Here is a 21,052-nt window from a genome sequence, read left to right on the forward strand (position 1 = left end):
ATCTAGGTATTACATAGATGTGGGAGGGATAATCGATATCATGCAGCCTAAGGTTAGCAAGGAACTATTAAAAGGCAGTACGGCTATGCTTATCTTGTCCATGCTGGAGAAGGAAGAAATGTATGGCTACGAGTTGTCCAAGCGATTGGAAGCCGCGTCTTCGGGATTGTTCGCTCTGAAGGAAGGGACGCTGTATCCAATTCTTCATGCACTCGAAAGTAAAGGCGAGGTGGAAGCTTATTGGAATGAGGCAAACGGCAGAGCCCGCAAATACTACCGAATTACGGATCAGGGGCGCAAGCTTCTGCAAGAGAAGACGCAAGAATGGCGCTTATTCCGTCGTTCGCTCGATCAGGTGCTGGGGGAGGTATAAGGATGCGAAGTGATCAGGAATCAAGAGTCACGCAGCATGACTCGATCCTTGAAAAATTTGTGGGTGAGGTTCTAGCTCACGTGAAGGCCAAGCAAATGCACAACGAAATTCGGGCAGAACTGCAGGATCATCTATTGAACGAGATCGAGTATGGGATGGATCAAGGCATGGATGAATCATCGGCTGCGCAGCAGGCGGTTCGCAATATGGGAGAGCCTTCGGTTGTGGCGGCGCAGTTCAATCAGGTGCATCGTCCTAAGGCGCCTTGGAAGCTATGGATTTCCGTATTGGTGTGGATTTCCATTTGTGTACTTGGATTGTTCGCCGTGCAAGCTGGGAATCCTCAAGATATTTATCGCTTATCTGCCGAGGGCTATGCATGGCGTCTAGTACCGGGGGTGGTGGCTTTTTTGTTTGCATTTTGGATAGGTTATCTGAAATTGCAACAAGAAGCAGCATGGATATATGGCATTACGTTGTGTTTAAATGTGTATACTGTGTTTTTTCCCGTGTACATCATAAATGGGTACCCTCAATTTGGACTTAAGGGAATTCCTATCCTTGATGGCATTCCTATCGATATCATTTATATGAGTCCGTATCTATACCTCTTATCTTTGTATTCGATGTGGAACAGAAAACCGGAGAGTCCGTATCGCTCTATTCTCCAGAAAATGGTTCTTTTTATACTGCCGATCATTGTATTTCTTGTAAATGGGAATCTGCTTCAAGTGTCCACTTATCTTGTCGGAGGAATAATCGTGCTCAAGCTGGTAGGAGTGAAGAGGAAGAATATAGCGACTGTGGCTGGTATGACGCTCATGACAGGTGGACTCTGCTATTGGTTCATAGAGAATCCGGGCTTGATGGTTAATCTCAGATTTGGAAATTGGTTTGAAGGCTTCTGGGGTAATGGGGACGGGGCTTACACGCAAAAAATAGCACAGCAGTTATTTCGCGAAGCAGGATGGTTCGGGAACGGAGTTGAAGATATTAGCAGACTCCTTCCTTACGCCTATAGCGAAAATTTGACTGTGACCATGGTGCATATGTTTGGATGGGCAGGAGGTCTTGTATTGATAATCTGCCTTGGTGTTATCATCGTTACGATGTACAATTCAGCACTGCTATTCCGTGATCCGTTTGCAAGAGGAATTGGTATGTGGGTGAGCGGAATGATGGGGGTTCAGAGCTTGTTGTATATCGGGGGGATTATTGGGATCATTCCCATTAATGGTGGGGGACTTCCTTTGCTCGGAGCAGGCGGGAGCGAGATTATACTGTGGATGCTGATGCTGGGATTGTATTCCAGTGCACATTGGAAGAAAGACATGGTACCTGTTCTAAATCGATGATCTGAGTTGTGAGAGTAAGTGGATTATTGCGTTTAAGAGAGTTTGAGTTGAAGACTTACATATGCTCGTAGTAGCAGCAACGAGGAAAAGGTGACATCCAATCGATGTCGCCTTTTTTTCGAATAGGAAAATGTTGTTATTCAATGGATGAAATCGTATGATCAAGGAGTAGCCGCAATGAAATGAAGGTGGCACCCATTCGGTGTCATCTTTTTTTATTTCCGCCATATAATCTAGCAATAGGGTAATAGAAACAAGGACAAGTCCACGATTGACTGCACTACGAGAGGGAAGAAGGAGACGATGATAATGATGAATGACAAGTTGAAATCGGTAATGATTACGGCGCTATGCGCCTTGCTTGTTCTGATTGGAACGTTGACGTTCGTAGATGGACAGACGCCAACGGAGCATATCGCTTATGCTTCGTCAGGGCATGAGGTGGATAGGCATGAATCTAGTTCACATACACTGGTGGGGGTCGGAAATCAGACTTCTGTGTTGTCAGCGGCTGTTTCTTCACAGATTGCTGGGCAACAGGTTGGTGTTGAGCCTGCGACTGCACCGGTTCTAGTAAGCAGCAAGAGCAAGTCTGAAGTCCCTGCCAATAAGCCGGATAAGGTCGTGTATCTGACATTCGACGACGGACCAAGTGTACATACGAAAGAAGTACTCGATATTTTGCAGCAGGAGAAAGTGAAGGGCACGTTCTTCGTATTAGGTCAGCAAGCAGAACGGAACCCCAAGCTAGTGGAGCGAATTGTAAATGAAGGCCATGCACTTGGCAATCATAGTTATAATCATGAATATTCTGAACTGTATAGTGATTTTCGTAAGTTCTGGAGTCAAATAAAGCGTACAGGCGAGGTTATTAAGAAGATCGTAGGCTATGAGCCAGAACTTGTTCGTGCTCCAGGCGGTACATTTTTGAACTTTGACAAGCAGTATTTTGATTTGATGAATCAAGCAGGCTATCTCGTCTATGACTGGCATGTAGACAGCAACGACTCGAAGCGGCGCGGTGTTCCTGCGAAGGAGATTGTTCAAGGCGTCAAAGACGGTGCTCTGCTTCCGTCAACCGTCGTGCTCATGCACGATGGGGTAGGGCATGGCGAGACCGTGAAGGCACTGCCGGAAATTATTCGCTACTACAAAACGAAGGGGTATACCTTTGATGTGCTCTCTTCTTATGTGAAACCTGTGCAGTTCAAGCTGGCTGCCAAGCAGCGCTGGTCGAGAACCTCCGTAAGTAAAGCATGGATAGAGGCCAACGTGAAGCCGATTCAGACAGTGAGCAACGATAAGGCACAGAAGCCGGGTCAAAAGCCAGATCAGAAGCCAGACACAACCGCAGGCGGCACACCGGATCCGAAGACGAATCAGAAGCCTGCTGAACCAGTGAAGCTGGACAGACAACTGACGATTGCGACGGAGCAAGGCGAACTTGAATTTGCGCCGGATCAGTTCATGAGTTATCAGGATCTTACCTATGTTCCGCTTCGTATGCTGGTGGAGCGATTGAACGGTACCGTGAAATGGAATACAGAATTGGAACGGGTAGATATGGAGTGGAACAATAGTTTGGTTGGCATTGATGTACGAGCGGGCAAGATGGAGTTGATTGGTCAATCAGGAGAGGACGGTGAGGTGAAGGTGCAGCCTCTTCGTATTGTGACCGAGAAGTATGTAACATGGGTGCCATTAAGGCAAGTGTTGGATGCATTCGGTGTAAAGATGACTAGTTATATGCTGTCCCCGCTTAAACCAATAGAGAAGCTAGAGTAGTTGGAATAAAGAGTAGATGTATGATGAAAATGTACCTGCTATGGATAAGAGAATGCAAAATTGATAGGTTTGAAAACAAATAGCTTGGGCGACACTGGGATATAGAACGGCCCGGGACGATTACAGGACGTGCAGAGGCACGCGGGAATCGTTCCGGGCTTTTTTTGTCATGTTGTTGTCTATGAATTGCACAGAAAAGAAAGTTAAAAATGATATACACCGTTCAGAGTTGATAGGGAGGGAATCGCATGACGAATGAATGGAGTGTTAGTGGTGGACAGCGTCCCCAGCGGGATACAGATGTGTGGCTGGCCGAGTTCGCGCAGCGGGGCTGGATTGCTTATCTGGAACGTATGGAGCAGGTCATTGTGGGCAAGAGAGAAGTGATTACGATGGCGGGGCTTGCGATGATAAGCGGGGGACATATTCTACTTGAGGATGTGCCTGGGGTTGGGAAGACGGTACTGGCACGTGCCATGGCGCGAGTGACAGGGGGGGCCTTCCGTCGTATTCAGATGACCCCGGATATGATGCCTGCTGATATTACGGGCAGTATGGTTTGGGAGCCAAGCAGCGGTGAGCTGCGCTACAGCGAAGGAGCACTCCAGGCGAATGTAGTGCTCGCTGATGAGTTGAACCGAGCCCCTGCTAGGACGCAGTCAGCTCTGCTTGAAGCGATGGAGGAGCGGATGGTGACCGTGGACGGCATGACGCGTCCACTTCCAGATCCATTTATGCTGATCGGTACTCAGAATCCGCAGTATTTCGAAGGTACGTATCGGATGCCGGAGGCGGAAGCAGATCGTTTCATGATGCGATTATCTATTGGATATCCGCATGCTGAACATGAGGCAGATATGCTGCTCCGCCAGCGAGAAGAGCATCCATTGTTGCGTGTTAAGCCATTATGGACTCCAGAGGAATGGCGCTTACTCGTGCGGCGCGTGCATATGGTGCATGTAGATGAAGCACTGTGCCGCTATATGGCGGATCTGGCGCTGGCGACTCGTACTCATGAATCGGTAGCGCTCGGGGTCAGTCCCCGGGGAACGCTTGCGTTGATGCGCGCAGCACAGGCACATGCTTGGGTAGAGGGACGAACTTATGCCGTGCCGGACGATGTGAAGGCTGTTGCAGTCTATGTACTGGCGCATCGGCTGCAGCTCCACAACCATGCCGTACGAGCAGGCATTATGGCTGAGGAAATTGTGTTGGAGGTGCTGGGTCACACAGCTGTACCCGGATTCCCATCAGGTTCTGTAGGCAAGAAGGGGACGAGCGGAGGTGGTTTGTCAGCCTCTACGAGTCGGGCTGGAAGGACTAGACAAGCTTCCACTTATCGTACACATGCAAGGGATGTGCAGTTCCCATCTGTTCAAGAAGAGCAGACGAACTCACGCCAAGCAGGGAAGCGCATATGGTTCGGAGGAGATTATCAATGAAGCAAGCGCTAAGACATCTATTCACAGCTATCGGCTGCTTGGCGCTGGCGTGGATCGGGTTTCAACGGGAAAGTGCTGCAGTCTGCTTCCTGGCAGCCATATTGGGTGTCATGTTGCTTAGCAGCGCCCGTTCTTATTGGATAGGAAGCAGGCTACGCTCGGTGCAGACTGTACACCAACCGATTATTCCGCAGCGCAATGAGAACAGGAACATGGTATTTCTCGTCACCATGACAATGAAGCGTCCGTTTCCCGTATTGTGGCTGCGAGTGACAGAGTTCTGGACTCGTACAGGAGGGGAAGGAGGGGCGTGGATGTGTCGACGACTTTTATTTCCTCGCCGCCGCCAATCTCTTACTTTTACCTCATCCTTTGCAGGGGCTCCGCGAGGTGTATATGAGCTTACCCGCATTGAGCTTCAGTATGGGGATGTATTCGGTTGGTTCAAGCACAATGTAATCATCCGTCCGAGTGAAGAGAATGCGCCTGTATGTATTATGGCGCCTGATCTCAGCACAGGAAATGGGTCGGCTAACGAGCAATATGCAATGGAAATTACGGAAAGCTTGGGAGGCCCTGAGGACACAAGCATCTTTGGGACGACTGAGCGACAACTAGACTCAGAGCTGTTCTCCCCATCCTTATATGGAGAAGGGGGCGAGCCGTGCACAGCAGTGACGAGTGGGATGCGAAGTGCTGAGCTTCGAACGTACCGTGCCGGAGATCAATGGAGATCTATTGACTGGAGAATGTATGCGAAGCGCCGATTGCTTGCAGTTCGTGTTCCTGAAGCGGGACAACTCGAACAATGGGATATTGCAGTGGATGATACAGGGTGGCGGAATGAGCTGACTCAGCATACGACGAACATGAACTCAAAAACAAATACGAACATAAATAAAAACACAAACAAAAGTACAAATACCAAAACAACTGCGAATAAGAAATCGAGCGCGAAGGCAAGTATGGGTGACTTGCAAAAGAAAACGAAGCTCTTGCAACAGATGGAAGCAACGGTTTCTGCGGCAGCAGCCCTTGTAAGACAGAAGATGGAAGCGGGACATACCGTTCGCTTATTCTGGATCAGTGATGGAGCTAGTGTGCATGGTGCTCGGAATGCTATTATCGCACTCGCTGCCGAGCAGCTGGGCAAGCGTGTAGAACACCGTTGGAACTATGAAGAGGGAACTCCTTCGATGGTGCATGCAAATGCAGCAGTCTCTAGAAGGCTTGCCGTTGTAAGTTGGGACAGACACTCCCAGAAGTGGGGGGCTGCACAGCATTTTACAGGGCTTCACCAAGTGGATCAATGGCTGAATGCTGACGAGATCCAACGATTCGAGCCATCAGCGACTAGAATTGTGGGCAGCCAGAACACAGCGAATGCGAGTGTCTCGGCGGCAGCAAGTGAGCGAGTCGGAGTGAGAGGCAGTGACCGAATGAACGATAGTGAGAACCGAGGTGAGTATCGTGTATCTACCGACAGTTGGACGACAGCACAAGGGTAAATCGCAACCGCTGCATACGTCTGCGGATCCAAGCAGCAAGCTTACCTGGTTGATGCGTTGGAAGGCAGCTGGATTTACTGTACTGCTTTTCGCCTTGTTCGCGGAGTGGTTCTATCCCCTGCAAGAGGTGGGACGCAATATTGACTTGAGCGATGTTCGCCCATTTCTCGCTGCGGTGGCGATATATTTGCTTCTTGGCTTGATTGTTCACCATACTGCACTGTCTGTGGTTCTGTATGGGGTGGTGGCGATTGGAACGACCGCTTGGATGTTCGGCTCCGTTCGAGTACTTCCCCATGCGTCAGATTCCTGGCTAATGGGTGAAGGGTTTATCCGTTCTTTGTTGACAGGCTTAGGCAGAATCGGTACCGCACTGCGCGCAGATATCAATGGCTGGATGGATGGCCATTGGATGAACACAAGTGGTGAATTGCGGACACTGCTGCTTCTCATCGGTTGGGCGATGCTGGCGTCATCGATTCAATCGCTTATGTTAAGCCGCAGGACGGTGCTCTTTTTTACGGTGTCAACAATTGTTTATTTATTCGGATTCGAATTGGGATTCGGTATCGAAATAACGGGATCGATCGCGCGATCGGTTGGCTGGGGGTTGCTCTTGTCAGCGTGGCTGTATTTGGATGAACAGTTGGAATCTGATACAGAACGCTCACGCATTGGACATTGGCCATTTAGCTGGTTGTTGTGCGCCTTGCTGCTGTCCTTAGCCGTGGTTGGGATTGCTGAAGGAATCAGGCAGGTGTATGCATGGCCGAAGCCAATGCCGCTGGCATCGTTCGAAGCATTGACGCAGTCATTACAACCAAATGATTTGGCGGAACGAGGCAGGGTAAGCAAGGGCGGGAATAACGGATCGGCTGTAGAGGGGCAGGATCAAGTCCGTACATCGATGATGGTAACAGGCTATAGCACAGACGACTCTGAGCTGGGACGTCCATTGCGTGACAATAATGAGGAATGGTTCACCGCGATATCTCCTGAGCCTACGTATTGGCGGGGAGAGAGCAAATCCATCTATACGGGGAGGGGCTGGACGAGCCCGCAAAAGGGAGAAGAGAAAATTGAACTGTCAAGCTCTTTGAAATTAGACCAAACGGGTGGGCATGAAGGGTGGTCGGAACCTTTTCAACAGACGATTATATGGAAGGGGTTCAAGCCGAAGTATCCCTTGCTGTTCGGAGGGGTGCCAGTGCGGATAACCTCTTGGCTTCCTAATGCAGAAGAGGCTGGAAATGAAGTTCCATCACAGCATTTCGTTCGCTATAATCCCCTATCCGAACGATACGGAGCTGACATCGGAATATCGGATACGACGGGGATTCCTTTAACCTATCAGTATGAGACAAGGGTGTTCCGTTTTCAGACAGAACTGCTTCAATCAGCACCGGAGAAGGTGTGGTCGGATGATATACGCGCGACCGGATTGCAGCTGCCAGAGGCGCTTCCAAATCGCGTTCGTGAGCTAGGCAAACGCATTACAGCGGGGGCAGACAGCCAGTATGACAAGGTTCGGAGGGTACAGCAGTTTTTGCAGCAGGAATACATGTATACCAAGTCGGATACAACCGTCCCGCCAGCCGGAAGGGATTTTGTCGATTATTTTCTGTTTGACTCGAGGCAGGGGTATTGCAATCATTTCTCGACATCAATGGCCGTGCTGCTTCGCACTCAGGGCATTCCAGCCCGCTGGGTGAAGGGGTTCGCTCCGGGAGAAGCTGATTCGCCTGGACATTACACAATTCGAGGGACGGATGCTCATTCCTGGGTTGAGGTGTATTTCACCTCCATAGGATGGGTGCCGTTTGAAGCGACTCCGCCTATAGGCGTACCAGGAGGCTCTGTGGCTGCTTCGAATCCTGACGTCATTACGGCTTCTACTCCCATAAGCGAAGGTACGGGCGGATTATCTACTGCTGCATCAGAACAAGCCGGGTACCGTACGCCACCAGAGGTTGTCGCGATGTTGGACGATGCAGCAGCCGAGAAGACTGGAGAGGGTTGGGGCGCGGTTCGTCAGTTCGGAAACAAGATCGCACAATGGTGGGACGCTAGAGTACAGGCCACTCGTACCTGTATTGAGCAGGAATGGTATACGCTTCAGCGTATTCCCGAGGAATGGACAAGCGAGGCTTCCCACAGTGGGATTGGTACAGCGTTGCTATCCCTTGTCCGCAAGGCGGTTACACAAATGCCAGTTCTCCTATTTGGCGGCGTGATCTTTATCGTGTTTCTATTGCTCACTATGAAATGGGCGATGCAGCGCAATGCGATGCAGCGCAAACTTCGCCGACTGGTGCATGTGCAGCAGCACAGCTTCCGTATGAGTCGCGTACAGGAAATGGGGCGTATCGCTTGGTCGCTTGTCGAGCGCAAATACGGTGCTAAGCCATGTGGAATGACATGGAATGAGTATGCTGGGCAAGCTGCCAGAACTCGTATTCCATCTGCAAGCAATCCGACACGCCATACAGAACATCAAGACTTGGAGCGTGATAAGGAACCGCTAGATCAATTTATAACTGCATGCAATTTGCTTTTCTTCGGGGGGCAGCAAGGGAATGCAGCTGTACAGCAGCAGTTTGTTGATGGCTGTGCACGAGTGCTTCGCGACTGTAATCGAGATAAGCGATGAATCCTCCAATTAGGGAGGATTCATTTTTTTATTTCCGCTGATTATCATGGAGACTTATGCCTGATAGGAATTACGCAGATTTTTTTCTCTTGGAGATTCGACGATTTTGCCAAGATGTTTTGCTTCGTACACGCTTCTTGGCAAGCACGCCTCCTCTAAGAGGACGTTTGCGGAGACGTCTATTGATGCGCTTATTGATACGTCTACTGCTGCGTTGAGTAAGTCTGGCACCGGAGCGCGCGGTTCTACGTTTTCTTTTTTTTCCGTATTTGCGAGTCCGTATGGAAGTGGAGGAAGCGGTTCTGCGTTTACGTGGGTAGTGAACTGGAGCAGCACTCTCCTTAGCAGTAGGGATAGACATAGATGCATCAGTCCAATATCGAAGATCGCCATGGGTGCGAATGGTTGGCAGCTGTCCATAATGGACCAAGTGAATAGCACCGCGCTTGTGCAGGCTCGCAAGGTGGGCGGCAATTTGGGGATCGAGGAAGACCTGCAATTCCTCTTCTCTCGCTGTCGTCCACGTCGATAAGCGCCTAACATCGTCATCCACATATCCAGGGTGGCATAGAATCTCCGTGATTCCTTGCGGGGCATTGTTCACCAGCTTCAAGAGCAGGGATACACCTGTGTCTTTGCTAAATGTGTGCATCATTAGCGTGTCCGCAACCCATGGAAGTTCGGGATCTGGCCTACTAGGGTGCACACGGACAGGAAGCTGCTCCTGTTGAGCCAAGCGTTTGACCCATGCGTATACGCCTTGACTATAGAAATGGATATGGTGGTGCGAATCAATATGGGTAGGATGAAGACCATGCTGCACCATGCGCTGATACTGATTGTCGAGTTCAAGTGAGATATCTTGCTCAGTCCAATCATCCAGCATGCCGTGGAAGGAGCCGTCCTCTCTTACGAGAGAAGGGATAAGAGCCGGATCGGTAACAGGCGAGCCATAGGTTAAATTGCAGTGCAGTCCCACTCCCAGTGAGGGGGTAGATCGAGCAATGGACACAGCATCGAGGAAGCCAGGAGTGTTGATCATTAAGGACGCACTGCTGACTGTTCCAAGCCGGTGAGCTTCCAAGATACCGCGATTCACGCTGTTCGATAGACCGAGGTCGTCAGCATTAATGATTACATATCGAGACAATGACAATCCCACCTTCTATTGTTTTAGTACTAATAGATGATGAGGCGGGTGCAAAGGAAAGTGCAATTGTCCACATATCCATAAAATAGCTGACAATTAAAAAGGAGACCAAGCCCTATGCCCGGTCTCGATTATTTGCTCACGGTAGGGTAATGAAGCAGTGTGATATAGCGGATTACTTCATCCGTATTATTGGTGTATGTATGACTTTCGTTCGCGGTGAAACGGAGCGCCATATTCGGTTCGAGGATATACGTGTTCCCGCCAATGCCGACTTGAAGCTGTCCATTCATGACCATGATGAATTCATCGACACCCTCGTAATGCGGTTCGGAAGTATAGCTGCAGCCCGGCTCGATGACGACGCTGTATACTTCAAATCCTTTATCCTGCTCGAACGGGAAAATTGGATATGCGCGGTAATCCCCATCCTCCTCCACAAGGGGCGTCGTTTCGTCCATGTGCACAACAGTGACATTCGGTGTTGACTCTTCCATTAAAGTTGCAAATGAAATACGGAGTCCATTCACAATTTTCCATAATACAGATATGGTCGGATTGGATTCTCCGCGCTCGATTTGCCCCAGCATGCCCTTGCTGACTCCACTCATTTCGGATACTTGATCAAGGCTAAGGCCCCGTGATTTGCGTATTTCTTGTAGATTCTTGCCGATTTTCTTATGTATCGGTTCTGACATGGGATACTCCTCTCTGGTTGTCCATCTAATCCGTTCCAAAATCATACAAATCACCATGTACAATATAACTCACAAACGTATAATATATTATACAGGAAAATGTTAGAAATATTTACTGCTTCTATTGTAAGAAAAAATCGAGGAAGGGGCAATCAGTTTATGACCCAAACGATGATCGGATTAGTGAAGGCAGAGCGCAAGCCTGGAGCAGTATTACAAGAGGTACCTATACCTGCCTATGGCCCCCATGACGTACTCATTCGGGTGCAGGCATCCTCGATATGCGGTACGGATGTTCATATTTACAAATGGGATGATTGGGCTGCGCGGACCGTTGTTACACCTAATGTGTTCGGTCATGAATTCGCAGGCGTAGTTACTGCCGTTGGCAATGAAGTGACGAATGTGAAGCCAGGGGATTATGTGTCAGGCGAAGGGCATGTAGTCTGTGGGATGTGCAAGGCGTGTCGTACGGGCAATGCGCATGTGTGCGCGAACACACGCAGCTTCGGCATAACGATACCGGGCTGTTTCGCAGAATATGCAGTCGTTCGAGACAGCAATGTCATCCATAACGATCCGAAGCTTCCGCCGCATATTGCATGCTTGCAGGATCCACTCGGCAATGCGGTGCAGGCTGCGTTGTCCGGCGATATCGTAGGCAAGAGTGTAGCGGTTATCGGCGTCGGACCGATCGGACTGATGGCGATCGCGGTAGCGAAGGCCTGCGGAAGCGGAACTGTAATTGCTGTAGATGTGAATCCGTACCGATTGGATATGGCCAAAGCGATGGGCGCTGATGTTATCATTAATAGTGCGGAGGAGCCGCTTGTCGACACCTTAATGCAGCATACTGGCGGTGAGGGCGCAGAGGTCGTGCTGGAAATGTCCGGTCATCCTGGGGCGATCCGCGATGCTTTGAAAGCGGCTGCACAAGCTGCTCGCGTATCTCTGCTTGGCATTCCGACAGAGGAAGTGCCATTCGACTTGGCAAGGGATATTATTTTCAAAGGTCTGCATATTGAAGGGATTACAGGACGGCGCATGTTCGATACTTGGTATCAGATCAAGGGTCTGCTCAATCGCGGCCGCTTGAATTTAGAGCCGCTCGTTACGCATCATTTCCGACTGGATCAGTATGAAGAAGCATTTGAGCTAATGGCGTCTGGGAAATGTGGGAAAATTGTATTCTCGCATGACCTTAACCGAGCAATATAGGTTCCTTAGGTGAAGGATTCAGATGATTCAACATGTAATCTAATTCGGGAGGTTGGACTAATGGCAGGATTTGAAGTAATCGAGGGTCAACTGAAGAGCCTGAAGGCGGAAGGACGGTATCGGCCGCTCACTGTATGGGAGGGGGGCTCCGATTCTTGGATGACGTTACAGGATGGTCGCCGTGTGCTGCAAATGTCTTCGAACAACTATTTGGGATTGACGAAGCATCCAGCCCTTAAGAAAGCTGCCATTGAGGCGATTGAAGCCTATGGGGTAGGGGCAGGCTCGGTACGAACGATTACAGGGACTCTCGACATTCATGACCAACTGGAGCAGCGTTTGGCGGCATTCAAGGGGACGGAGGCCACGCTTGTATTCCAGTCTGGTTTTACGACGAATCAAGGCGTGCTATCTTCTATTCTTGGTCCGGAAGATGTGGTTATCAGTGATGAATTGAATCATGCGAGTATTATTGATGGCATCCGCCTAACGAAAACCAATAAACGCATTTATGCACATAAAAATATGGATCAGCTTGAAGACGTACTCAAGGAATCCGGCTCGTATCGTCAACGGATTGTGGTAACAGATGGCGTATTCAGCATGGATGGTGATATTGCCCCGCTGCCGAGTATTGTAGAGCTGGCTGAACGGTATGACGCCCTTGTCTATGTCGATGATGCGCACGCAAGCGGCGTGCTTGGCAAATGCGGCAAGGGATCTACTGATCACTTCGGTCTGCATGGCCGGGTGCATATTCAAGTAGGTACTTTGTCCAAGGCGGTTGGTGCTGTTGGGGGATATGTAGCCACCTCCCAAGTGTTGAAGGACTATTTAACCCATACGGCGCGTTCGTTCCTGTTCAGCACGGCGCTTCCGCCTTCTGTCGCGGCAACATGCTTGGCAGCCATTGACGTTCTGCAGCGTGAACCGGAGCTGACGGAGCGGCTGTGGGCCAACGCGAATTCATTCCGTGCTTCCTTGCAGGCAGACGGATTCGATACCGGAGGGAGCGAGACGCCGATTATCCCGATTATTGTCGGTGATCCAGCACGAACGATGGCCTTCTCACAGCGATTGCTGGAAGAAGGGATATGTGCGCAAGGAATTGTATATCCTACTGTAGCGCTAGAGCGTGGCCGGGTTCGATTAATTGTAACCGCACAGCATACAGCTGATGATTTGGAGTTTGCACGAGATGTGTTGAAGAAGGTTGGCACTGAATTTGGAATATTGTAAGGTTGAGGAGGCTTGTAGATATGCTTAGGCATATGTGCAAGCTTCTTTGAATATTTTTAAAATGTAAGCGCTATATATAGCTGAACCGTTGAGACTAGTCGCATCCTAATGACCGGAATCTTAATGTAAAAAAATAACTATCAATCTTCGGATCTATGCAGTATAATACATAGAAATACATACATATGCACGTAAATGATAGGTATTTTGTCTCTATTTTAAAGTCGTCTTTTATGTTCATGAACCGTGGAATAACAGTGCTTTTTGACTTTATATGGTGGACAATCCCTCGGAGAGTTAGCGATACCTCTAAAATGTATATTTATTAATTTTTTTTACAGAAATATAAAAAATCCCTATGGTAACAGAACGATACCCCATCACATGACCAAGCGTCACCGCTCTGACATCATCGCCGTACAACTATGCTTTTGAGCAGATAGCTTTTTCTTCATTAACGAGTTAGATAATCACTGTAATAAAGAGATATTTGGATTAAACGGAAGTATTTATAGGAATATGTGGTAAATATACGGGAAATCCGACTTATTGATCATAAATTGAATCATTTTTACTGTGTACATAAATTTACCACTGGACTATAATTAGGCCTATAAAATTCCTACTGAGATTATAGGAATAGTCAATAATATACTTGTTCATTTCAGGAGGGTCAACATGAAGAAAACATTGCTTCTTCTTTTATCTCTAACGATGGCTAGCAGCTTGCTTCTGGCAGCTTGCTCGAATGACAGTGCCGCACCTGCAGACCAAGGACAAAGTCAGGTGTCATCCAACAACTCCAGTTCGGGAGAGACCGCGACGCCTCCTGCGGATTTGTTGACAGAACCGGTTAGTGCTTCGGATATGTCGAAGCTCCCAGAACAAGCGAAGAAGCGTACCGATACGATCATTGTCGGATTGGTAGATCCGAGCGGTGCCTTTACACCTTACTTCCAGCAGAGCGGATATGACGGCAACGTGTCCTCCATTCTGTACACTCCACTCGTTACGAATGACGAGAAGGGACTGCCGATTCCAGGATTGGCCGAGAAATGGGAGATTACGGAGGATGGAAAAACATTTACGTTCCATCTGCGCCAAGGCTTGAAGTTCAGTGACGGCTCACCGATTACAGCCGATGATGTTGCATTCACATGGACGCTGGTCAATGACAAGGGGTACTCCGGTGAGGAGGATCTGTCCATCATTGGTATTGAAGGGGCAAAGGCATTCAAAGAAGGCAAAGCAACTTCCATTTCTGGTATTAAGGTCATCGACGCCAATACAATTTCCGTCACGTTGGAAAAAGGAAATGCTCAAGCGTTGACGGTTCTTGGCGGGGATGTGTTGTCCAAAGCTTACTACGGCAAAGATTACAAACCTGGTCAATCTCAGGACTTTATCAAAAATTTGCATGCGAATCCGGTTGGAACAGGCCCATACAAGCTTGAGAAGTTTATTCCTGGGCAAGAGGTTCGCTTTGTCGCTAACGAAAATTATTATAAGGGCAAGGCAAAGACTGAGCATTTCATATACAAAACAACGGAGGGCGATACGTGGCAGTTCATCGAGACAGGTGAGCAGGATTACGGTTCCTTCACGGCAACACAAGAAAATATTGAGAAGCTGAAATCCTTGGGCTTCTTGAATCTCGTTCCGGTTATATCCAGCAACTATAGCTTCTTGGCATTTAACCACGAGCACGCCACGTTCAAAGACAAGCGCGTTCGTCAGGCATTGACTTATGGACTGGATCGCCAATCCATCTACGTAGATGCGAACCAAGGCGCAGGTCAAGTGGCGAACATCCCAAGTTCACCAACTTCTTGGGCATATACAGAAGAGGGAATTAACCCATATAACTATGATCCGGAAAAAGCAAAAACATTGCTTGAAGAAGCTGGCTGGAAACCTGGTAGCGACGGCATTCGCGAGAAGGACGGGCAAAAGTTGAAACTCCACTTTATCGGTTCCAAGAGTAAGGGGAATGACTTGTTCGTAACGATTGCGAAGGAAAATTACGCAGCGATAGGGGTTCAATTTGAGCCAGAGCTGTTCGCAGATTTCAACGCACTTGGTGCGAAATCAGACAGTGGCGATTACGACATTGCTTCCTTCTCAACGCCAGTTCTGGTGGATCCTGCGGATGGCGTTCGCCGCTTCGTGAACGGTGAAGTAAAGGGCTATGACAACCCGAAGGTGAAGGAGTTGTACGAGAAGGGCTTGGCAACCTCGGATATTGAAGAGCGCAAGAAAATCTATAAAGAATTGTTCCAAGTGTTGAACGATGATATGCCTTACATCTTCGCAAGCTATCGCAAATCCGTATATGCCTACAACGGACGCATCCATGGCTTGAAGGTTACTCCGCTGACTGGCGTAGCTGGAAGCGTGTTTGACTGGGAATTGAAATAATGATTATTGGAGCCCCTGGCCTGCATCTTCATTCGCAGCCAGGGGCGAATGACTTCCAAAAGGAGTGCGATCATGAGTAACTTTTTACTGCGAAGACTTTTGTACATGATCCTCATTTTGTCTGCCGCATCCTTATTTATTTTTGTGCTGTTTGCAATGATGCCAGGTGATTTTCTGGCGGGAAATACGAAGCTGTCGCCTGAACGGAAAGAAGAGCTCAGGGCCATATATGGTCTTAACCAACCCGTGCTGGAGCGGTATTGGAATTGGTTGACCAATGCATTTCAGGGCAACTTCGGATACTCCCTTGCACAGCAGAAGCCTGTAGTGACGTTATTCAATGATTATGTGTGGAATTCATTCTTGCTAGCCATTGTTTCTACCTTTTTCACATGGCTGTCGGCAGTCATCATCGGCGTTGTTTCGGCGTACAAGCAGTATTCCTTCTTTGATACAGCAGTAATGGTCTTCTTATTTGCTGCGATGTCTATTCCCTCATTCTTCATTGGATTGTATCTGATCAAGTTGCTGGCAGTTGATCTGAAGATATTGCCTCCTGGTGGAATGATTACAACAGGAAGCAATGCTACAGGGATGGCCCATGTATGGGAAGTCATCGATCATATGATTATGCCTGTAGCAGTTATGGTATTGCTCGGGGTGGGATCGCTAACGCGATATTTCCGCAGCAACATGATTGACGTTATTCGGCAGGACTATGTTCGGACAGCTAGAGCAAAGGGGATGAAGGAGCGAGTGGTGCTGTATCGGCATGCGCTGCGCAATGCGATGCTTCCAGCAATCACCCTGGTGGGATTTGAACTTCCAGGATTGTTCGGTGGTTCGATGATTATCGAGAAAATTTTTAACTGGCCTGGGATCGGGCAGTTGTACATGCAATCCTTCGGTACGAGGGACTATCCGCTGCTCATGGGCTTTACGATGTTCATTGCTATCTTGACGATAATTGGCACACTTATTTCCGATGTATTGTATAAAGTCGCCGATCCGCGCGTCAGATTGCATTAAGGGGGTTCCATCATGTCTTCCATTACCGGCGGGGTAACAGAGGTTCAGCGGACGGTGCCAGCAGCGGCACGAACGTCTCTATGGCGTCAAGCATATCACAAACTATTAAAAAATAAACTGGCCGTATTCGGCTTGTTCTTCTTCATATTTATGTTCTTGGCTTGTTTCATCGGACCACTATTCTCACCATATGCGGATGGCAAGAGCAATCTGGCTATTATGAACAAAGCACCTTCGATGAAGCATTGGCTCGGTACAGACGGGCTCGGACGAGATGTGTTGACACGGCTGCTGCAAGCCGGGCGCATATCCTTAACTGTAGGCTTTGCATCAATGATTATCTCCGTATTTATAGGTTCAATTCTCGGTGCGGTTGCGGCATATTATCGTGGTGTTGTCGATCAAGTAATTATGCGGATTGCTGACTTGCTGCTGACAATTCCGAGCATGCCGATCTTGTTCATACTGGGGGCTTTGATGTCCGAGTGGAAGGTACCAACGGAATATCGTATGTATTTCATCATGATTATACTCAGCTTTATAGGCTGGCCTGGATTAGCACGACTGGTGAGAAGCCAGATGCTCAGTATTCGCGAACGAGAATTTATGCAGGCAACAATTGTGCTTGGGCTTGATGACAAGCGCAAGCTCTTCAACCATATGATTCCGAATATTGCACCTCTTATTATCGTAGCTGCTACTTTAAGTACGGGCGGAGCGATATTGAGCGAATCCACACTCAGCTTCTTCGGTCTGGGGGTACTGCCTCCAACTCCTACGTGGGGGAATATGATTGAGGCGGCGAACAGCATTATGGACTTTGAGAAGCGTCCGTGGCTATGGATACCGCCCGGGGTTGCTATCTTTACTACAGTAATCGCTATTAACGTATTTGGCGATGGTTTGCGAGATGTTCTCGATCCTAAACAGAAGAAGTAAGGGAATGACAGTTGATGAAAAATGTAATCGAAATTGATCATCTCAGTACTTATTTTTATACCGAAGCAGGGGCAGTTAAGGCAGTCAATGATATTAGCCTGCGCATTCGCGAAGGGGAAACCGTATGCATCGTCGGCGAATCAGGCTGCGGCAAAAGTGTAACCGCAATGTCTATAATGGGGCTCGTCGAAGAACCAGCAGGTAAAGTGGTGAACGGCAATATTCAGTTCGGTGGCAAGGATCTGCTCCACATTCCGAAGGAAGAGCTGCGCCAAATCCGTGGTAACGATATTGCGATGATATTCCAGGAGCCAATGTCCTCTCTGAACCCGGTGCTTACGATCGGCAAGCAGATTATGGAGCCTCTTATGGTGCATATGAAGCTATCGAAGAAGGATGCGCGGGCTCGGGCTCGTGAGCTGGTAGAGCTGGTTGGAATCTCCCGTGCAGAACAGATCTTGGACAGTTACCCGCATCAGTTGAGCGGGGGCATGCTGCAGCGGATTATGATTGCAATCGCGATGTCCTGTAATCCGAAGCTGCTCATTGCGGATGAACCGACGACGGCACTTGATGTAACGATTCAGGCGCAAATTCTGGATATGCTGCGTCAAATCAAAGAAGATTCGAATATGTCTATTCTGCTCATCACCCACGACCTTGGTGTCGTTGCAGAAATCGCTGATTACGTAATCGTGATGTACTCCGGCAAGATCGTGGAAGAAGGCGAAGTTGTCGAGCTGTTCGAGAATCCGAAGCATCCTTACACACAAGGTCTGCTTCGTTCGAAGCCTGTCATCGGCCAGCGTCAGGATGACTTGTATTCGATTCCGGGACAGGTGCCTAACCCATTGTCTTTGACTGAGTCCTGCTATTTCCATGATCGCTGTGACCGCTGCATGTCCGTGTGCACAACGAAGCAGCCACAGCTGAAGGATACAGCTGAACGGCATCGGGTTGCTTGCTGGTTGTATGAGGAGGGAATTCAACATGGCTGAGACATTGCTCGAAGTGAAGCATTTGAAAAAGTACTTTCCGATCACCTCAGGCATATTCAATCGAACCGTCGGCCATGTGAAGGCCGTAGATGATATCAGCTTCACCATCAAGCGGGGAGAGACGTTCGGCTTGGTTGGCGAATCCGGCAGCGGGAAGAGTACGGTAGGACGTACCATTATACGCTTGCTTGAGAAGACAGAAGGCGAAGTGAAGTTTCAGGGGGTTGATATCTATGGCATGCAGGAGAAGGAACTGCGCAAGCTGAGACCGAAGATGCAGCTCATCTTCCAAGATCCGTATAGTTCTTTGAATCCGCGTGTTCGCGTCGGCGATGCCATTGGCGAGGCGCTGCTGAATCATGGGATGACCACGAAGGAAGAAGTTCGGGATCGAGTGCTTGAGGTTATGGAAGCATGCGGTCTATCGGCCTATCAGTATGATCGCTTTCCACATGAGTTCTCAGGTGGTCAACGTCAGCGCATCGGAATTGCCAGAGCGCTTATCCTTGACCCGGATCTCATTATTGCAGACGAGCCAGTATCTGCCCTCGATGTATCGATTCAGGCGCAAATTATTAACTTATTCCGCAAGCTGCAGAAGACACGCGGCTTAACGTATTTGTTTATCTCCCACGACCTAAGCGTCGTGGAGCATCTGTGTGATCGGATCGGCGTTATGTACTTGGGCACCATGATGGAGACGGCGTCGCGAGACGAATTGTTCCGCAATCCGCTGCATCCGTATACGAAGGCACTGTTATCAGCTGTGCCGATTCCGATACCGAAGCTGAAGCGTGAACGAATCGTCCTGCAGGGGGATATTCCGAATCCAGCCAATCCTCCATCCGGCTGTAAGTTCCACACACGCTGTCCGTTTGCGACCGATATTTGTCGTGAGCAGGTTCCGGTATTCAGGGATGTAGGTAACGACCATCAAGTGGCCTGCCACCTCGTATAAGCCGATTTTGATCACTTAAACCAATAGAATGCCCCGACAGTCGGATTGCGACTTCGAGGCATTTTTCATTTTCATGAACAATATCAGTCTCTGTCCGTGACTTCCAATTCAAGCAATTTGGCTGTTTCTTTGTGTTTGTACACGATGAAATACGCTTTTTTGTCGACAGGGGCGTATGTAATAAAGCGTACAACCCCCTCTGGGAATACAGTTGTTTGTTCCTCAATTAACGCTTTCCCAAATGTATCTGTAATGATCCACTTGCTATCTGATAAATCATGCATCCATATCTTCCTAGCTTGGTAGGAAGCATTCCAACCGAAGGTATCATTGTCTGTGAAGGTAGATACTTGCTGATGAATTTGCTTTCTTGTGTTCAAATCGTACACAGCATACACCAAATTACCTTTATTATGATCTGGGCCGAACGGGCTTCCGATACTGTTATGCTCCGTTGTTATAATGAGTTTCCCATCTTGTACACCGAAATCGGTTTGTATATTCCCCTCGATTAGAATTGTCGACTCCTGCGAATTACGAATATTGATGATCTTATAGAAAAATTGGGATTGCATAATGCCAGACCCTTCGTACTGGACGACCAGATTGGGAGCTCGGAAGGCGATATCTATAATAGTTAGATGATCATAACTTCCAGGTTCGATTCGTATATCTTTACGGAGGAGAGGCTTGATCCAAGGAGATGAGTAAAGGGATGCAATCGACTTCTTTTTATAATAATTCTGCTCAAGTACGACAATTTGCTCTTCGATGTTCTGCTGTGGCGGCGACCATCTCACCTTGATGCTAATGCTGTTTAATTCCAGATTAAGCTTAATATTACGGTATAATTGTTGGGATAATGTATTCCCGTGTTGATCGAGAACGATTTTCTTTAGGTTGTCGTTATCGCGAGTCATGACTACGATTTTGGTAGGGTTGGCCAAGACATATACGTCATAAATTTCGGGGAATTTCTTGCTCCACAGTATTTTGGCTTGTGGCAGATTGATCGCATTCAATGTTGAATAATTCTTCTCGTAATTGGGTTCAACGAGCAGTGTTGTGTCGTCTGACAGATGATAAAGCTGAGAGTAAAGGCTTGTATTGGGAAGGGGAGACAGCAATGGAGCATTTTCGGCACTGACAGTTCTTATAGATGGAATGAAGAGGGAAATAAACAACAATAGTGCACAATAAACATGAACAGATTTTCGCATATACACACCTCGATTTTTAGGGGGATCAGCTGTTACCGCTATGGGAAGGGGCTGATGTTCCATGATTTTACT

Annotated in this window: 16 protein-coding genes; 13 read left to right on the forward strand and 3 right to left on the reverse strand. The window is 48.5% G+C overall.

Features of this window, described 5'->3' with window-relative positions; genetic code table 11:
- Window positions 1-40 precede the first annotated feature (40 nt).
- From ABN764_RS13930 to ABN764_RS13955, 6 genes are all read left to right on the forward strand, one after another.
- Window positions 41-373 (forward strand): PadR family transcriptional regulator, encoded by a 333-nt coding sequence (locus ABN764_RS13930; RefSeq protein ID WP_021252232.1) that lies wholly within the window; start codon window positions 41-43, stop codon window positions 371-373.
- A 2-nt stretch (window positions 374-375) separates the two neighbouring features.
- Window positions 376-1,728 (forward strand): FtsW/RodA/SpoVE family cell cycle protein, encoded by a 1,353-nt coding sequence (locus tag ABN764_RS13935; RefSeq protein ID WP_446672223.1) that lies wholly within the window; start codon window positions 376-378, stop codon window positions 1,726-1,728.
- A gap of 309 nt (window positions 1,729-2,037) precedes the next feature.
- On the forward strand, window positions 2,038-3,513 hold the full coding sequence (locus ABN764_RS13940) for a polysaccharide deacetylase family protein (protein ID WP_446672224.1): 1,476 nt from the start codon (window positions 2,038-2,040) through the stop codon (window positions 3,511-3,513).
- A gap of 248 nt (window positions 3,514-3,761) precedes the next feature.
- Window positions 3,762-4,955, forward strand: coding sequence for an AAA family ATPase (locus ABN764_RS13945; RefSeq protein WP_446672225.1), 1,194 nt, complete (start codon window positions 3,762-3,764; stop codon window positions 4,953-4,955).
- Entirely contained in the window at window positions 4,952-6,463 is a 1,512-nt protein-coding gene (locus ABN764_RS13950) for a DUF58 domain-containing protein (protein WP_268627389.1), read from the forward strand. The genes ABN764_RS13945 and ABN764_RS13950 overlap by 4 nt, the downstream gene beginning before the upstream one ends.
- Window positions 6,426-9,113 carry a transglutaminase-like domain-containing protein gene (locus tag ABN764_RS13955; protein WP_446672226.1) on the forward strand — a complete coding sequence of 896 codons (2,688 nt, stop codon included), beginning with the start codon at window positions 6,426-6,428 and terminating at the stop codon, window positions 9,111-9,113. Before ABN764_RS13950 ends, ABN764_RS13955 begins: the two co-directional genes overlap by 38 nt.
- 70 nt (window positions 9,114-9,183) lie before the next feature.
- Here the strand turns inward: ABN764_RS13955 and ABN764_RS13960 are convergent, their stop codons facing one another.
- Both ABN764_RS13960 and ABN764_RS13965 read right to left on the reverse strand, forming a co-directional pair.
- Window positions 9,184-10,263 (reverse strand): ChbG/HpnK family deacetylase, encoded by a 1,080-nt coding sequence (locus tag ABN764_RS13960; protein WP_446672227.1) that lies wholly within the window; start codon window positions 10,261-10,263, stop codon window positions 9,184-9,186.
- Window positions 10,264-10,394: 131 nt separating this feature from the next.
- Window positions 10,395-10,961: a helix-turn-helix domain-containing protein gene (locus ABN764_RS13965; protein WP_072730516.1), complete on the reverse strand. Its 567-nt coding sequence runs from the start codon at window positions 10,959-10,961 to the stop codon at window positions 10,395-10,397.
- 159 nt (window positions 10,962-11,120) lie between these two features.
- On the opposite strand from ABN764_RS13965, the gene tdh reads away from it, so the two are divergent.
- The 7 genes from tdh (at window position 11,121) to ABN764_RS14000 (ending at window position 19,760) form a co-directional block, all read left to right on the forward strand.
- Window positions 11,121-12,179 carry an L-threonine 3-dehydrogenase gene (gene tdh / locus ABN764_RS13970; protein WP_268627382.1) on the forward strand — a complete coding sequence of 353 codons (1,059 nt, stop codon included), beginning with the start codon at window positions 11,121-11,123 and terminating at the stop codon, window positions 12,177-12,179.
- Window positions 12,180-12,239: 60 nt separating this feature from the next.
- Entirely contained in the window at window positions 12,240-13,418 is a 1,179-nt protein-coding gene (locus ABN764_RS13975) for a glycine C-acetyltransferase (RefSeq protein WP_446672228.1), read from the forward strand.
- A 678-nt stretch (window positions 13,419-14,096) separates the two neighbouring features.
- Window positions 14,097-15,836, forward strand: coding sequence for an ABC transporter substrate-binding protein (locus tag ABN764_RS13980; RefSeq protein WP_446672229.1), 1,740 nt, complete (start codon window positions 14,097-14,099; stop codon window positions 15,834-15,836).
- A 72-nt stretch (window positions 15,837-15,908) separates the two neighbouring features.
- Window positions 15,909-16,865 carry an ABC transporter permease gene (locus tag ABN764_RS13985; RefSeq protein ID WP_446672230.1) on the forward strand — a complete coding sequence of 319 codons (957 nt, stop codon included), beginning with the start codon at window positions 15,909-15,911 and terminating at the stop codon, window positions 16,863-16,865.
- A gap of 12 nt (window positions 16,866-16,877) precedes the next feature.
- Window positions 16,878-17,804, forward strand: a complete 927-nt coding sequence (gene opp4C / locus ABN764_RS13990) for an oligopeptide ABC transporter permease (RefSeq protein ID WP_446672231.1) — start codon at window positions 16,878-16,880, stop codon at window positions 17,802-17,804.
- 14 nt (window positions 17,805-17,818) lie between these two features.
- On the forward strand, window positions 17,819-18,802 hold the full coding sequence (locus ABN764_RS13995; RefSeq protein ID WP_446672232.1) for an ABC transporter ATP-binding protein: 984 nt from the start codon (window positions 17,819-17,821) through the stop codon (window positions 18,800-18,802).
- Window positions 18,795-19,760 carry an ABC transporter ATP-binding protein gene (locus tag ABN764_RS14000; protein ID WP_028533670.1) on the forward strand — a complete coding sequence of 322 codons (966 nt, stop codon included), beginning with the start codon at window positions 18,795-18,797 and terminating at the stop codon, window positions 19,758-19,760. The genes ABN764_RS13995 and ABN764_RS14000 overlap by 8 nt, the downstream gene beginning before the upstream one ends.
- A gap of 83 nt (window positions 19,761-19,843) precedes the next feature.
- Here ABN764_RS14000 and ABN764_RS14005 read toward each other — a convergent pair whose 3' ends face one another.
- Window positions 19,844-20,782 (reverse strand): hypothetical protein, encoded by a 939-nt coding sequence (locus ABN764_RS14005; RefSeq protein ID WP_446672233.1) that lies wholly within the window; start codon window positions 20,780-20,782, stop codon window positions 19,844-19,846.
- Window positions 20,783-21,052 lie beyond the last annotated feature (270 nt).

This window comes from Paenibacillus wuxiensis (genome assembly GCF_040195695.1).
GTDB classification, from domain to species: domain Bacteria; phylum Bacillota; class Bacilli; order Paenibacillales; family Paenibacillaceae; genus Paenibacillus_B; species Paenibacillus_B suaedae.